Raw genomic sequence first — 15,721 nt, forward strand, 5'->3', positions numbered from 1 at the left:
CTGGCGGACGGCGCCGTCGTGCGGGGGTGCGTCAGGACATCTGTGGAGAACTACTGCTTCGTGTCGCCCGGTGCGTCGCCGTCGCCGTCGCTGCCGCGCTCGTCGTCGCCATTGCCGTCGCGCCCGCCGTCGCTCTCCTCGACGTTGCCCGACTCGTCCTCGCGCGGACGGTCGCCGGTGGTGTCGTTGAGGAGGTCCTCGAGCGCCTTGTCGAACTCGTCGTCCTCCGCGGACCGGCCCGGGTTCCGGAGCCGCGCGACGAAGGCGTCGGGCGCGTCGATGTCGTCCGACGTCGGGACGGCGTCGAAGTGCGACCACAGTGCGTCGCGCTGCTCGGTGCCGAGCTCGTCGGTGACCCGCTGCCACATCGCCGCGGCCTCGCGCAGCCGACGGGGCCGGAGCTCGAGCCCGACGAGCGTGGCGAACGCGGACTCGGCCGGACCGCCCGCGGCCCGGCGCCGGCGCACCATCTCGGCGATCGCGCCGGACTTCGGCAGGCGCGCGGTGGCGGCTGCGGTCACGGTGTCGACCCAGCCCTCGACGAGCGCGAGCATCGTCTCGAGGCGGCCGAGCGCTGCCTCCTGCTCCTCGGTGCGGGGCGGGATGAGCGCGCCGGACGCCAGCGCGTCCCGGAGCTGCTCCTGGTTGGTGGGGTCGATCTCCGACGCGAGTTCCTCGACGCGGTCGAACGGGATGTGGATGCCCCGCGCGTAGTCGGTGATCGAGGAGATGATGTGCAGCCGGAGCCAGCGCGCCGAGCGGAACAGTCGGGCGTGCGCGAGCTCGCGGACGGCCAGGTAGATGCGGACCTCGCCCTCGGGGATGTCCAGGCCCTCGGCGAACTCGGCCACGTTCTGCGGCAGGAGCGCGGCGACCTGCTCGTCGAGGAGCGGCACGCCCACGTCGCCGCCGGAGACGACCTCCTTCGAGAGCTGCCCGACGACCTGGCCGAGCTGGATCGCGAAGAGCGCCCCGCCGACGCCGCGCATCGCCTTGGACACGTCGCCGAGCATGGCCTTGAGCTGCTCCGGCGCGCGCTGCTCGATCGCCTCGGTGAGGGCGTTCGAGATGCTCAGTGCCACCGGTTCGGCGATCTGTGCCCACACCGGGGTGGTCGCCTTCGCCCACTGTTCGCGGGTGTACAGGCTCGGGGTCGCCGTGAGCTCGGCGACGGTGGTCGCCTCGTCGAGCCAGAGCGCGGCGACCTGGAACGCCTGGTCGGCCGCCTGCGAGGTCGCGGGGTCGACCGGGTGACCGCCCTCCCGCGCGATGGCCACCGCGCGCTCGGACGCCACGGAGAAGTCGATGCCGTCGCTCCCGGACTGCGCGGCACGCTGCAGCTGGCTCATCAGGTTCGCGACGAAGGCCGGGTCGTTCGGCAGTCCGGCGGCACCGGCGAGCTGCGACGGGTCGATCTGGCCCTCGCCGGACAGGAGCTTCCGGAGCATCTCCTGGAAGTCGTCGTCCGGCCCCGGCTGCGGTTCATCAGGCATGACGACTACGCTAATCGCTGCTCACGGGGCCGCACCTGGGACGCCCCCGTGGGTCCGCCCGAACCGCTGCGCCGAGGGCGAACACCCCGCCCTGGAAGGACGTCCGTGACCCTCTTCGCCGCCGAGCCCCGTCGTCGTTCCCGCTCCCGGACCGTCGGGTGGGCGTTCGTGATCGGAGCCGTCGTCCTCGGGCTGCTCGCGAGCCTCCTGCCGAGTCCGTACCTCATCGAGGTGCCCGGCCCGGTGTACAACACGATCGGCACGCAGGAGCAGGGCAGCGGCAAGGACGCCAAGGCCGTCAAGCTCATCCAGATCGAGGGACACGAGACCTACCCGACCGCCGGCGCGCTCGACATGCTCACCGTCGGCATCCAGGGCGACGCGACGAACCGCCCGGCGTGGACGAGCGTCATCCGCGCGCTGTTCACGAAGTCCCAGGCGGTCATCCCCGCGTCGGCGATCTACCCCGAGGGCGTCTCCACCGACCAGGTGAACCAGCAGGACGAAGCCGACATGCAGTCCTCGCAGCAGTCCGCCGTCGCAGCGGCGCTCATCCAGCAGGGCTACCGGCTGCCCACGGACCTCGAGGTCGGCACGGTCCAGAAGGGCTCCGCGGCCGAGGGCGTCATCGAGAAGGGCGACGTCATCCGGTCCTTCGACGGCACCGCGCTCACCACGAACGCCGACGCCACGTCGCTCCGGGAACTCGTCGCGAAGCACGGCACGTCGACCCCGGCGAAGGTCGTCGTCGAGCGCGACGGTGCGCAGGAGACGGTCGAGGTGACACCGCGGAGCGAGCAGGGCACCGCGCTCATCGGGGTCGGCGTCACCGAGCGGTACGACTTCCCGTTCACGGTCTCCATCAAGCTGCAGGACGTCGGCGGTCCCTCCGCCGGCATGATGTTCGCGCTCGGGATCATCGACGAGATCACCCCGGGGAAGCTCAACGGCGGCAAGCACGTCGCCGGCACCGGCACCATCACCGCCGACGGCGAGGTCGGCGCGATCGGCGGCATCCGGCAGAAGATGTACGGCGCGAAGGACGCCGGTGCGACGGTCTTCCTCGCCCCGGCGGACAACTGCGACGAGGTCGTCGGACACGTCCCCGCCGGTCTCGACGTCTACAAGGTGAGCACCCTCGACCAGGCGGTCACCGACCTGCAGACCATCGGCTCCGGGAAGAGCACCGCGAAGCTCGCGCGCTGCACGTCCTAGCTGGCGCGCTGCAGTGCCGGCCAGGCGCGTCACGCGACGTGCGGGGACGTCGCGATCCGTTCCTCCAGGCCGTCCGACGGGAGGCCCGGATCACCATCCTGAGTCTGCGTACAGTTTCAGGGGTGCTCGGGCCACATAGGATCGATGCACTGACGGCCCGCCGCGCCGGGCCCGCCGGTTCGACACGTCTGGAGCACATCAAGTGACGACAACCTCGTCCGCCTCGGGTTCTTCTTCTGGGCGGCGTTCGCCGCGGGTCCCGATCGTGGTCACGATCATCGTGCTGGCCGCACTGGTGATCGCCTTCTTCATCTTCGCCAGCCTGTACACCGACTACGCGTGGTTCGCGCAGCTCGGCTTCCAGCAGGTCCTCACCACACGGTGGATCGCCGGGACGCTGATGTTCCTCGCCGGCTTCCTCGGCATGGCGGTGCCCGTCTACGCGAGCATCGCGATCGCGTTCCGCTTCCGGCCGGTCTACGCGAAGCTGAACTCGCAGCTCGACCGCTACCAGCAGGTCATCGAGCCGCTGCGCCGTGCCGTCATGATCGGCATCCCGGTCGTGCTCGGCATCTTCGCCGGGCTGTCGACCGCCGGGCGCTGGAGCATGGTGCTCGAGTACTTCAACCGGACGCCGTTCGGCAAGACGGACCCGCAGTTCGGGCTCGACATCGGGTTCTACGTGTTCGAGCTGCCGTTCTGGCGCTCGATCGTCGCGTACTCGTCGGCGGTCGTGCTCATCGCCGGTCTCGCCGCGCTCGCCGCGTGCTACCTCTACGGCGCCATGCGCTTCGGCGGGCGTGAGGTCCGCATCTCGAAGGCCGCGCGCATCCAGCTCGCGATCACCGCAGCCGTCTACATCGCGCTCCAGGCCGTCAGCCTCTGGCTCGACCAGTACGCCGCGCTGACGAAGTCGAACTCGCTCATCACCGGTGCGCAGTACACCGAGGTCAACGCCGTCATCCCGGGTCGCGAGATCATGGCCGGCATCGCCGCGATCGTCGCGATCCTGTTCATCGTCACCGCGGTCATCGGCCGCTGGCGCATCTCGATCGTCGGCACCGGGCTGCTGCTCGTCGCGGCGATCGTGATCGGCGGCATCTACCCGTGGATCGTCCAGCGCCTGCAGGTCAAGCCGTCGGAGCGGACCTTCGAGTCCGCGTACATCGAGCGGAACATCAAGGCCACCCGCGACGCGTACGGCGTCTCCGGCGTGCAGGAGCAGAACTACGACGCGACCACCGAGGCGAGCTCCGGCGCCCTCGCGCAGGACGCGCAGACGACGGCGAACATCCGCCTCATCGACCCGAAGATCGTCTCCGACACCTTCAGCCAGCTGCAGCAGTACCGGCAGTACTACCAGTTCCCGAAGGAGCTCGACGTCGACCGGTACGACGTCAAGGGCCAGACCGAGGACACCGTCATCGCGGTCCGTGACATCGACCTCGACGGGCTGAGCTCGGCCGCGAACACCCCGTACAACCGCGCGTTCGTCTACACGCACGGCTACGGCGTGACCGCGGCGTTCGGCAACCAGCGCGCGAGCGACGGCAAGCCGGTCTTCCTCGAGTCGGGAATCCCGTCGAACGGCGCCCTGGGCGACTTCCAGCAGCGCGTGTACTTCGGCGAGACCTCGCCGGCGTACTCGATCGTCGGTGCGCCGAAGGGCTCGAAGGACGTCGAGCTCGACTACCCGTCCGGGTCCGACGACGACAACGGCGGCAACGCCACGACGACGTACGCCGGTGACGGCGGGCCGAGTCTCGGCAACTTCTTCAACCGGCTCGTCTACGCGGCGAAGTTCCAGTCCGAGCAGATCCTGCTGTCGAACGCGGTAAACAAGGACTCGCAGATCCTCTACGACCGCGACCCGATCACCCGTGTGCAGAAGGTCGCGCCGTACCTGACGCTCGACAGCGACGCGTACCCGGCCATCGTCGACCACCGCATCCAGTGGGTCGTCGACGGGTACACCACGAGCGACGCGTACCCGTACTCGCAGAGCCAGAGCCTGTCGGACAGCATCGCGGGTTCCGAGTCCTCGGCGTACCGCACCGACCAGGTGAACTACATCCGGAACTCGGTGAAGGCCACCGTCGACGCGTATACGGGCAAGGTGACCCTGTACTCCTGGGACACCAAGGACCCGATGCTCAAGACGTGGCAGAAGATCTTCCCGACCTCGGTGAAGCCGGTGTCCTCGATGAGCGCCGAACTGCTCGACCACGTGCGGTACCCCACCGACCTGTTCAAGGTGCAGCGCTCGATCCTCGGCACCTACCACGTGACCAACGCGAACTCGTTCTACTCGGGTGACGACGCGTGGAACACGCCGCAGGAGCCGACCTCGGGCACGAACGACTCGTCCGACACCTCCGACACGTCGACCACCACCAACACGGGGACGAACGCGCTCGGAACGACCACGACGACGTCACGGGCGAACCTGCAGGACCCGTACTACCTGACGATGAAGGTGCCGGGGCAGGGGACCGCGTACACGCTGTACACGACCTACATCCCGCAGCAGTCGGCGGGGTCGAACAACCGCAACGTGCTCACCGGGTACCTGGCAGTGGACTCCGACGCCGGTGGTGCCGGCAAGGGCAAGAAGGCCTCCGGGTACGGCAAGCTCACGCTGCTGACGATGCCGAAGACCGACAACATCCCGGGCCCGGCGCAGGTGCAGAACCTGTTCAACTCGGACACCACCGTGTCGCAGGAGCTGAACATCCTGAAGCGGGGCAACTCGACCGTGAAGCAGGGCAACCTGCTGACGCTCCCGGTCGGCGGCGGCTTCCTGTACGTGCAGCCCGTGTACGTGCAGTCGACGTCGAGCGGTTCGTACCCGCTGCTGCAGAAGGTCCTGGTGGCGTTCGGCGACAAGATCGCGTTCGAGGACACCCTCGACCAGGCACTCGACAGCCTGTTCGGTGGGAACTCCGGTGCTGCCGCCGGCGACCAGGGCGCGGCAGGTGGGTCGTCGGGTTCGGACTCCGGTTCGTCCTCGGGCTCTGACTCCGGCTCGTCGTCGGGTTCGGGTTCGTCGTCGGGCTCGGGCTCGGGTTCGACGTCGGGTTCCGGTACCGACAACGCGGCGCTGCAGAAGGCCCTGAACGACGCCAAGCAGGCCCTGCAGGACCGCCAGGACGCCTACGCGGACAACGACCTCGTCGCTGCCGCCGAGGCGGACCAGCGGCTGCAGGAAGCGATCCAAGCGGCCACCGAGGCCGAGGGCGGGAACTAGACACACCGTGGCGGGGCACTCGATTTGTGCCCCGCCACGGCCCCGTGTAGGCTGTTCAACGTGCCGCGGGGTGGAGCAGTTCGGTAGCTCGCTGGGCTCATAACCCAGAGGTCGTAGGTTCAAATCCTGCCCCCGCAACCAAGCGTCACAGAGAAGGCCCCGGTCCATTCGGACCGGGGCCTTCTTCGTGTGCTGGCCGTCCGGTTCGGTTCGGCACGGCTCGCGCCGCCGAGCTTCGGCCCGGAGGACACCGCTCGGCATCCGGGAGCCGTGTTCCGTCCGCCACGCCGAGCTTCGGGGCGGCAGGTACGCTCGGCGGATGGGCACCCTGACGATCGCGGCGGCGCAGTTCGCTCCGGTGGACGACTCTGCCGCCAACCTCGAAACGGTCCGTGCCGCGGCCGTCGACGCCGCCGCTCGCGGGGCCGATCTCCTCGTGACGCCGGAGTACACGTCCTACTTCACCGCCGAGATCGACGACCGGTTCGTCGCCGCCGCACAACCGCTCGACGGCCCGTTCGTCACCGGGTTGCAGGACATCGCCCGCGAGAACCGGATCGCACTCGTCGTCGGGGTCGCCGAGACGGGTCCGAGCGCTCGGTTCCGGAACACCCTCGTCGCCGTGCTGCCCGACGGATCGATCGCGTCGGCGTACCGGAAGGTGCACCTGTACGACGCGTTCGGTTCCCGGGAGTCCGACCGCATCGAGCCCGGCGACCCCGCGCAGCTGCCCGTCTTCGAGCTCGACGGCATCCGGGTCGGCCTGGAGACCTGTTACGACCTGCGCTTCCCCGAGGTCACCCGACGGTTGTCCGCGCCGGAGCAGGGAGCGGCCGACGTCGTCGTGCTGCCCGCCGAGTGGGTGCGCGGTCCCGGCAAGGAGCATCACTGGCGGACCCTCCTGACCGCCCGCGCCATCGAGAACACCGTGTGGGTGGTCGGCGTGGGACAGACGCCGCCGATCGGCATCGGTGGGTCGGTCGTGCTGGACCCGTCCGGGGTGGCGGTGGCTGCCGCGGGTGCCGTGCCGGGGATGCTCGTGGCAACGGTGGACACGGCGGTCACGGACACCGTTCGTCAGACGAACCCGTCGCTGTCCCTGCGTCGCTACGAGGTCACGGTGCGCGACTGACGTCTGGTCGGGGCCAGCGTGCGTTCAGGTGTCGGTGTCGCGCTGGTCGGTCCGCCCTCGCCATGGGGATGTCACGCCGTGTCGTCCGCGGGAGCGTGCTGCCCGGTCGTGCACGGGCGCGCCCTGCCCGGTCCTCGGGAGCTGCTCGTCGCCGATCTCGCCCGCTGGCGGACGCGCATGACCCCCTGAGCGCTCCGAACCCCGTCACCGACCGCGCGAGCGGGTGAAATCCGCGGCCGCTTCGCGATCGATGACGCACATTTCGCCCGCTGGTGTTCCCGGGGCTGGGAGGCGGGGTCGTCCTCGCGAGCGGGTGAAATCGGTGGGCGTGCGGCGCTCGAAGCGATCGATTCCGCCCGGTCGTCGTGAGCGGGCGAAATGCGCGAGAGGTGCGGTCGTTCACGCGCGACTTCCGCCCGCTCGATCGAGCCCCGCAATCGTCCGACGACCAGCACGCAGCGGGATCTGCGTCGAACGGGCGGAATCGGTTCCGACGACGCGCTGTGCGGGACGGGATTCGCCCGCTCGCGTGCGGGCAGGCAGGCGGGACGGGACGGAAGGCTGCGGTCAGGAACGGGGAGCGAGACCGGCGAGGTGGTACGGGACGGACGGCTGCGGGTCAGGAACGGGGGGCGAGACCGGCGAGGCGGGTGGCTGCCTCCTCGAGCACCGAGCGGCGCTTGCAGAAGGCGAACCGGACGAGGGAGCGGTACCCCGCGGCGTGGTCGGGCCGCACGAACGCCGACACGGGGACGCCCACGACGCCGGCGAGTTCCGGCAGGCGCAGGCAGAAGTCCCGTGCGTCCTCGTACCCGAGCGCCGCGACGTCCGCAATGACGAAGTAGCCGCCGTCCGGACGCATCACGTCGAATCCGGCCGTGCGGAGTCCGGTCGCGAGCAGGTCGTGCTTCGCGGACAGCTCGGCTGCGATGCCGGCGAACACGGCGTCGGGCAGCCGGAGGCCTGCGGCGACCGCGGGTTGGAACGGAGCACCGTTCACGAACGTCAGGAACTGCTTCACGGTGGTGATCGCGTCGACGAGTCCCGGGGGAGCAGTGAGCCAGCCGATCTTCCAACCGGTGGTGCTGAAGGTCTTCCCAGCGCTCGAGATCGTCACGGTGCGTTCAGCGGCTCCCGGGAGGCTGGCGATCGGCACGTGCGGAACGTCGAACGTGAGGTGCTCGTACACCTCGTCGGTGACGATCGCGGCGTCGTACCGTGCCGCCAGCTCGACGACGGTCGAGAGCACCTCGGTGGGCAGGACCCGACCTGTGGGGTTGTGCGGGGTGTTCACGAGGACGACCCGAGTCCGGTCCGAGAACGCAGCGCGGAGCGTGTCCTCGTCGGGGAGGAAGTCCGGGGAGGTGAGCGGAACGGTGACGTGGGTGGCCCCGGCGAGCCGGATGAGTGCACCGTAGGCGTCGTAGAAGGGCTCGAAGGTGACGACCTCGTCGCCCGGTTCGACGAGCGCCAGGATCGTCGCGGCGAGTGCCTCGGTCGCGCCGGCGGTGACGAGGACCTGCCGGTCGGGATCGACCTCGAGGCCGTACCAGCGCGACTGGTGCTCGCTGATCGCCGCACGGAGGTCGGGGACGCCACGTCCGGGCGGGTACTGGTTGACGCCGTCGCGGATCGCGGCCACGGCAGCGTCGAGCACCTCGACGGGGCCGTCCTCGTCCGGGAACCCCTGGCCGAGGTTGATCGCTCCGGTGGCGGCGGCGAGGGCGCTCATCTCGGCGAACACCGTCGGCGCGGGGACACCGTCGGGGCCGAGGAGCATCGCTCCCTCAGCGGCTCGCAACCAGGGTCCGGCCTGACGCATGTGGTTCCCTCCGAGGGTGTCGACGGCGCTGCGACGCGCTGAACGGACCCAACCTAGCCGCCGACGGGACACGTCCGAGGACCGGCGCACAGCCCACGCATAAGATCGCCATAGGTCGCTTGCAGCGTCAGCAGGAGCACCGCTCAGGTGGGTCCGACAGACTGCACGAGCTTGAAAGGAGCACGTCCAGCATGACCGACACCACGCCCCACGGGCAGGACGACGACTTCCGTCCGGAGGACACGGCCGCAACGGCCGCATCCGAGGACGCCGCGACGAACGACTCCGAGCACACGAACGACGCTCCGACGAACGATGCGCGGGCGGACCACACCGATGTGATCGACCCTGCTCCCGCGAACGAGACCGACGTCATCGCCGCGTCGACCGAGCACCCCACGGACCGCTACACCGCGCCGTACCCGACCACGACGCCCGACGGGCAGACGAGCCAGTACGGGCAGACCGGTCAGTACGGCCAGCAGCAGACGAGTCAGTACGTCCAGCAGCAAGCGGGTCAGTACGGTCAGACGGACCAGCAGTCGACGAGCCAGTACGGCCAGACCAGCCAGTACGGCCAGACCGGCCAGTCCGCTGGCGGCTACGGCCAGCACGCGACCCCCTACGGCACCGGGCAGGCCCCCACCGGCCAGAGCCAGCAGCCGACCCAGAACCCCTACGGGCAGCAGCCGACCCACAACCCCTACGGTCAGCAGCCGACGCAGAACCCCTACGGGCAGCAACCGACGCAGAACCCCTACGGTCAGCAGCCCCGCTACGGCGAGTACGCCCAGCCCGCTTCGGCGTCCGAGTACGCCGGAGCACCGTCAGCACAGGCGCCGACCTCGGCCACCAGCTCGTTCGGCGACGTCGACGGCTCGAACCAGCGCAACGGCCACTACTTCGGAGCAGCAGGAGCAGCAGGCGCTGCCGGAACAGCAGGAGCAGCAAGCGCGACCGGCACCCGCTCCCGCACGACCGGCCGCAACCGCCTCGTCCTGCCGGTCGTCGCCGGCGTCGTGATCGCCGGCCTCGTCGGCGGCGGCGCCGGATGGCTCGCGGGAGCCAGCCAGGGCGGCGGCACCGTTGTCGGCTCGTCGAACTCGCAGAGCGGCGGCAACCTGACGGTCAACGACTACAACAACGCGACCGTCGTCACCGCGGTGGCCGCGCAGGCCACTCCGTCCGTCGTGACGATCAACGTCTCGTCGAGCAGCGAGGCCGGCACCGGCTCGGGCGTCGTGTTCAGCAAGGACGGCTACATCGTCACGAACACGCACGTCGTGACCCTCGACGGCGACAGCTCGAACGGCAAGATCACCGTGACGACCTCGGACGGCAAGATCTACCCGGCGAAGCTCGTCGGCACGGACCCGACGGTCGACCTCGCGGTCATCAAGATCGACGCGACCGACATGAAGCCGATCACCTTCGCGGATTCGTCCGACCTCAACGTCGGTGACACCGCGGTCGCCATCGGTGCTCCGCTCGGCCTGTCGAACACCGTGACCGACGGCATCGTCTCGACCCTGAGCCGGAGCATCCAGGTCACCTCGAGCGCTCCCAGCCAGGGCGGCGACTCGAACGAGGGCGGGAACGGCAGCGGCGGCCCGTTCGACTTCTGGGGCAACGGCGACAACGGCAGCAGCTCCTCCTCGAACAGCACCGTGTCCCTGCCGGTCATCCAGACCGACGCGTCGATCAACCCCGGCAACTCGGGCGGTGCGCTGCTCGACTCGAAGGGCAAGCTCATCGGCATCAACGTCGCCATCGCGAGCGCGAGCAGCTCGTCGGACTCGTCGAGCCAGTCCGGCAGCATCGGCGTCGGCTTCTCGATCCCGTCGAACCTCGTCAAGCGCGTGGCGAACGAGATCAAGGACAACGGGTCCGCGACCCACGGCCTCCTCGGTGCGACCGTCGGCGATGCCGCCGAGGACGCCAACGCCACCCAGATGGGCGGACTGATCAAGTCCGTCTCGTCCGGCGGAGCAGCGGCGAAGGCCGGGCTGCAGAAGGGCGACGTGGTCACGAAGATCGGCTCGGCGTCGGTCTCCGACGCCACCGACCTGACGGCGCAGGTCCGCTACTTCGCGGGCGGGGCGAAGACGACGATCACCTACATCCGCGGCGGTGAGACGCGGGAGACGGACGTCACCCTCGGGACCTACAAGGGATGACGCGCGTCGCCGTCGACTGACGGCGTGACGGCCTGGAGGCACGGTGCCAGCTGGCACCGTGCCTCCAGGCCGTCTCCCGGTTGCGACCTTGATAGGCTCGGGGTCGCTCTGCGGGGCGGCACCGTCCGCGGTGCGTCCCGTGCACCCAGCCAGGACCCCGAGGTACGCATGCAGACAGACGGACAGCCCCTGCCGGGCGTCTCGTACGTGATGCCCGTCCTCAACGAGGTCACCGAGGTCCGCGCCGCCGTCCAGAGTCTGCTGGACCAGGACTACGCCGGCCCGTTCGAGGTCATCCTCGCCCTCGGGCCGTCGATCGACGGGACGAACGAACTCGTCGCCGAGATGAGCGCTGCCGACCCCCGCATCCGGGCGATCGACAACCCCGTCGGCTCGACGCCGGCCGGGCTGAACGTCGCGATCCGGGCGTCGGTGCACCCCGTGGTGGTCCGTGTGGACGCGCACTCGGTGCTGCCGACGGACTACACCCGCGTCGCGGTCCGCGTGCTGCAGGAGTCGGGCGCGGACAACGTGGGCGGGATCATGCACGCCGAGGGGCGGACGCCGTTCGAGCAGGCCGTCGCGCTCGCGTACGGCAGCCGCGTCGGCCTCGGCGGGACACCGCACCACGTCGGTGGTCAGGCGGGCCCGGCCGAGACCGCGTACCTCGGCGTGTTCCGACGGGACCGGCTGTTCGAGGTCGGGTTGTTCGACGAGGGCATCAAGCGCGGCCAGGACTGGGAGCTCAACCGTCGGTTGCGGCAGACCGGTGGCACGGTGTGGTTCACACCGGAGCTCGTCGTCACCTACCGCCCGCGCCCGAGCCTCAAGCGCCTCGTCCGGCAGTTCGTGGCGACCGGCCTCTGGCGCGGTGAACTCGCCCACCGGTTCCCCGCGAACAACGGCCTCCGCTACTTCGTGCCGCCGGCCATGGTCGCCGCGATGGCGCTCGGCCTCGTCGCCGGCGTCGTCGGCATCATCGGCGCTGCCGTCGGCTCCGGGGCTGCTTGGGCGCTGCTCGGCTTCGTGGTGCCCGCGGTCTACATCGTCTTCGTCGTGCTGGGGGCCGTCGCGGTCGCCCGGCGGTCGGGGCTGCCGACGCTCCTCTGGCTGCTCGTGGTGCTGCCCTGCATCCACGTCGGCTGGGGCATCGGCTTCATCATCGGCTTCCTCACCCGGACGTCGGATCTGACCACGCACACGGGACGGTGACCTGACCTCTTGACCGATCACACGACCGGCCGCGGGAACGCCCGCCCGACCTCGATCGCCGAACTCCGTGCGATCGCACAGCCCGACGAGGTCCGCTCGCGGGCGAACGCCGAGCACTGGACGGCGTCGCTCTACCTGCGGGACGTCTCGCCGTACCTGACCTGGGTCCTGCTGAAGACCCGGGTGACCGCGAACCAGGTCACCGGGCTGATGATCCTGGTCGGGTGGAGCGTCGCTGCCGCCCTGCTCATCCCCGGCATCTGGGGTGCGGTGCTCGCACTCGTTCTCGGCCAGCTGCAGATGCTCGTCGACTGCTGCGACGGCGAGGTCGCTCGGTGGCGTGGGACCCGGTCGCCGGCCGGCGTGTTCCTCGACAAGGTCGGGCACTACACGACCGAGGGGCTCATCCCCATCGCGCTCGGTGTCCGCGCGGCGACGTGGCCGATCCACGGGGCCGACTGGATGTGGACGACGATCGGCTGCGCGCTCGGGCTCGTGATCGTGCTGAACAAGGCGCTCAACGACATGGTGCACGTCGCCCGCGCGAACGCCGGCCTCGACAAGCTCGTCGACCGCCGTGACGCCGGGACGGTGCCGTCCGGCCGCCGGCTGGCCACCCTGCGCCGCGCGGCGCGGTTCCTGCCCTTCCACCGCCTGTACCACTCCGTCGAGCTGAGCATCCTGGCGTTCGTGTTCGCGCTGCTCGCACTGGTCATCGGTCACCCGCTCGCGGACCGGATCCTGGTGGGGGCGTTGCTGCCCCTGGCGGTGCTCGCCACCTTCGGCCACTTCGTCGCGATCATCTCGTCGAAGCGGGTGCGCGCGTGACTCCCGGCACCGTCCGACGGCACGCGGTCCCGCACCGGGACCGGCCACGGGTCGCCGTGGTGAGCCTGTCACAGGGCACCCGTCCGGACGACCTGCGGCGCGGACTCGAGAGCGTGCTCGCCCAGCAGGACGTCGAACTCGACGTGGTCTGCGTCGGCAACGGCTGGGAGCCCACCGGTCTGCCGGACGGCGTCCGTGCGCTGGCACTGCCCGAGAACGTCGGGATCCCGGCCGGGCGGAACGCCGGTGCCGAGCTCGTCGACGGTGACTACCTGTTCTTCCTCGACGACGACGCCTCGGTGCCGTCCACGACCTTCCTGCGTGACGCGATCGGGCTGTTCGAGCGGGATCCGTCGCTCGGACTGGTGCAGCCCCGGGTCGTCGACCCGACCGGGGCGGCGAACCCCACACGGTGGATCCCGAGGATCCGGAAGGGCGAACCGGACCACTCGTCGCCGGTGTTCTCCGTGTGGGAGGGCGCCGTCGTCCTGCCCGTGGACGTGTACCGCGCGACCGGTGGGTGGGGCGCCGAGTACTTCTACGCGCACGAGGGCATCGAGCTCGCCTGGCGCGTGTGGGACGCCGGACGCCGCACCTGGTACGCCGGTGACCTCGTCGCGAACCACCCTGCCATCGACCCGGCACGCCACACCGAGTACTACCGGCTCAACGCCCGGAACCGGGTGTGGCTCGCGCGCCGGAACCTGCCAGCCGTCCTCCGCCCCCTGTACGTCGGGTCGTGGGCCGTGATCCAGGTCGCCCGTTGGTGGCGGCACCCGCGGCGCCTGGCGACCTGGTTCGGGGGCGTCCGCGAGGGCTGGACCACGGACTGCGGACCCGTGCGGGTCATGGGGTGGCTGACCATCGGACGCATGACGCTCGCGGGCCGGCCGCCCGTCGTCTGAGCCATCGGGAGAAGGACCATGCCGATCATCCAGGACGTGCGGACCGCTGTGCGGCTCGCCGACCGACTGCTGAAGTCGCGACGGAGCCGCCGGGAGCTCGCGCGCCGGCTGCCCTCCGCGCCGGTGCCCGCTCCGGGCACCATCGAGATCGCGGTGTACTTCGCCGACGGTCCGGTCAACATGTACCAGGTGCGTCAGTGGTACGCACCGCTCGCCGAACTCGCCGCCACGCACCCGGTGGCGATCGTCTCCCGCAGCCCGGGCACCATGCTGACGCTGCTCGAGGAGTCGCCCGTCCCCGTGGTCTACGCGCGCCAGGTGGTGGACCTCGAACGGTTCGTCGACGAGCAGGCGCCGAAGATCGTCCTGTACGTCAACCAGAACGCCCGGAACTTCCAGATGATGCGGTACGGGCGCATGTGGCACGTCTTCGTCAACCACGGCGAGAGCGACAAGATGTACATGACCACGAACCAGTTCAAGGCGTACGACTACGCCCTGATCGCCGGGGACGCCGCTCGCGACCGGCTCGCCGAGGCCCTGTGGGACTACGACCTGGACGGGCGCACCATCGCGATCGGACGCCCGCAGGCCGACCACTTCGCCGGTGACGCGCCGTACCCGTCCGACGACCGCACCGTGGTGCTCTACGCCCCGACGTGGGAGGGCGACCGGGCGGCCGCCGCCTACGGGTCGATCGCGACCCACGGGACGACCATCGCCGACCGGGTGCTCGCGTCGCCGGCGCACCGCCTGGTCTACCGCCCGCACCCGCGCAGCGGGGTCAGTGACGCGGTGTACAAGGCTGCGCACGAACGCATCGTCGCGGCGATCGCCAGCGCCAACGCCGCCGATCCCAGCGCGCACCACGTGTACGACGACGGCGCCGACCTCGGGTGGCAGCTGGCCGACGCGGACGTGGCCATCACGGACATCAGCGCGATGATCTACGACCGGCTCGCCGTGGGGCGCCCGCTCATCGTCACCCGTCCGGTGTCGCCCGAGGCGGACGTCGACGAGCGCGGGTACCTCAGCGACGCGAACTGGCTGCTGGCCGAGGACGCGACCGACGTCGTTGCCCGAATCGACGCCGCCGCGCACGACGCCGAGGAGCTCGCGAAGCTGCGGCACTGGGTGCAGCGGTACTTCGGCGACACCACGCCCGGGGCCGCGACGGCACGGCTGCACGCTGCGGTCGAACGACTGCTCACGCGGTGGCACGAGGTGGCGGCAGGACGCGGCGAGGCCTGACGGGCTGCGCGTCGCGACGGCCGGCATCACGCCGGGCGACCGTCGCCGACGAGCGACATCCGCCAGAGGTACTCCGACCGGTCTGGGCGGCGCCAGCGGACCACCACGACGCCGGTGTCCTCCGGATCAGCCCCGAAGACGGCGATCGAGAGGCCGCGGCCGGGCTCGAGCCGACGGACCCCGAGCGGCGGGCAGTACCCGTTGCCGAGGTGGGTGAGGGTGAGCCCGTCGACCGGCTCGTCACCGGAGTTCACCAGGTCGTAGCGGCGCGGAGCGAGGGAACGGTCGATCGTGAACGGGACTGCGTAGGCCGGTGTCGGGTGGTGCATGCCGTCACGGTAGGGGGAGGGTCCGACGTTCGGGGGTCGGGGTCGGCTCGTGGGGCGTCGGCTGTGGAGAGGGCCCCGGGGGAGTCGGGTTGTGGAGGGGGAGTGCGCCC

Annotated in this window: 11 protein-coding genes and 1 tRNA gene; 9 read left to right on the plus strand and 3 right to left on the minus strand. The window is 70.4% G+C overall.

Features of this window, described 5'->3' with window-relative positions; genetic code table 11:
• Positions 1-50: 50 nt before the first annotated feature.
• Entirely contained in the window at positions 51-1,493 is a 1,443-nt protein-coding gene (locus ACRQ4B_RS07380; protein ID WP_439694044.1) for a zinc-dependent metalloprotease, read from the minus strand.
• 105 nt (positions 1,494-1,598) lie between these two features.
• Here ACRQ4B_RS07380 and ACRQ4B_RS07385 point away from each other — a divergent pair, with 105 nt between their 5' ends.
• The 4 genes from ACRQ4B_RS07385 to ACRQ4B_RS07400 all read left to right on the plus strand — a co-directional run bounded on the left by ACRQ4B_RS07385 (position 1,599) and on the right by ACRQ4B_RS07400 (position 7,087).
• Complete coding sequence (locus ACRQ4B_RS07385) at positions 1,599-2,708, plus strand: YlbL family protein (protein WP_439694045.1); 1,110 nt, start codon at positions 1,599-1,601, stop codon at positions 2,706-2,708.
• A gap of 265 nt (positions 2,709-2,973) precedes the next feature.
• Positions 2,974-5,955 carry a UPF0182 family membrane protein gene (locus tag ACRQ4B_RS07390; protein WP_439694046.1) on the plus strand — a complete coding sequence of 994 codons (2,982 nt, stop codon included), beginning with the start codon at positions 2,974-2,976 and terminating at the stop codon, positions 5,953-5,955.
• Between the two features lie 64 nt (positions 5,956-6,019).
• Positions 6,020-6,096 (plus strand) — tRNA-Met (locus ACRQ4B_RS07395).
• A 178-nt stretch (positions 6,097-6,274) separates the two neighbouring features.
• A complete protein-coding gene (locus ACRQ4B_RS07400) occupies positions 6,275-7,087 on the plus strand; it encodes a carbon-nitrogen hydrolase family protein (RefSeq protein ID WP_439694047.1) in 813 nt (270 codons plus the stop codon).
• A 619-nt stretch (positions 7,088-7,706) separates the two neighbouring features.
• On the opposite strand, the gene ACRQ4B_RS07405 is transcribed toward ACRQ4B_RS07400, so the two are convergent.
• Positions 7,707-8,909 (minus strand): aminotransferase class I/II-fold pyridoxal phosphate-dependent enzyme, encoded by a 1,203-nt coding sequence (locus ACRQ4B_RS07405; protein WP_439694048.1) that lies wholly within the window; start codon positions 8,907-8,909, stop codon positions 7,707-7,709.
• 191 nt (positions 8,910-9,100) lie between these two features.
• Between ACRQ4B_RS07405 and ACRQ4B_RS07410 the strand changes: the two genes are divergently transcribed.
• The 5 genes from ACRQ4B_RS07410 to ACRQ4B_RS07430 all read left to right on the plus strand — a co-directional run bounded on the left by ACRQ4B_RS07410 (position 9,101) and on the right by ACRQ4B_RS07430 (position 15,282).
• Positions 9,101-11,086: a trypsin-like peptidase domain-containing protein gene (locus ACRQ4B_RS07410; protein ID WP_439694049.1), complete on the plus strand. Its 1,986-nt coding sequence runs from the start codon at positions 9,101-9,103 to the stop codon at positions 11,084-11,086.
• 168 nt (positions 11,087-11,254) lie between these two features.
• Positions 11,255-12,298, plus strand: a complete 1,044-nt coding sequence (locus tag ACRQ4B_RS07415; protein ID WP_439694050.1) for a glycosyltransferase family 2 protein — start codon at positions 11,255-11,257, stop codon at positions 12,296-12,298.
• Positions 12,299-12,307: 9 nt separating this feature from the next.
• The gene (locus tag ACRQ4B_RS07420) at positions 12,308-13,126 is read left to right on the plus strand and encodes a CDP-alcohol phosphatidyltransferase family protein (protein WP_439694051.1); all 819 of its coding nucleotides are present in this window, start codon (positions 12,308-12,310) and stop codon (positions 13,124-13,126) included.
• A gap of 56 nt (positions 13,127-13,182) precedes the next feature.
• Complete coding sequence (locus ACRQ4B_RS07425; protein ID WP_439694366.1) at positions 13,183-14,031, plus strand: glycosyltransferase family 2 protein; 849 nt, start codon at positions 13,183-13,185, stop codon at positions 14,029-14,031.
• A gap of 18 nt (positions 14,032-14,049) precedes the next feature.
• Positions 14,050-15,282: a CDP-glycerol glycerophosphotransferase family protein gene (locus tag ACRQ4B_RS07430; protein WP_439694052.1), complete on the plus strand. Its 1,233-nt coding sequence runs from the start codon at positions 14,050-14,052 to the stop codon at positions 15,280-15,282.
• 26 nt (positions 15,283-15,308) lie between these two features.
• On the opposite strand, the gene ACRQ4B_RS07435 is transcribed toward ACRQ4B_RS07430, so the two are convergent.
• Positions 15,309-15,611 carry a hypothetical protein gene (locus ACRQ4B_RS07435; protein ID WP_439694053.1) on the minus strand — a complete coding sequence of 101 codons (303 nt, stop codon included), beginning with the start codon at positions 15,609-15,611 and terminating at the stop codon, positions 15,309-15,311.
• Positions 15,612-15,721 lie beyond the last annotated feature (110 nt).

The organism is Curtobacterium sp. SP.BCo, from assembly GCF_051903265.1.
Lineage (GTDB): Bacteria > Actinomycetota > Actinomycetes > Actinomycetales > Microbacteriaceae > Curtobacterium.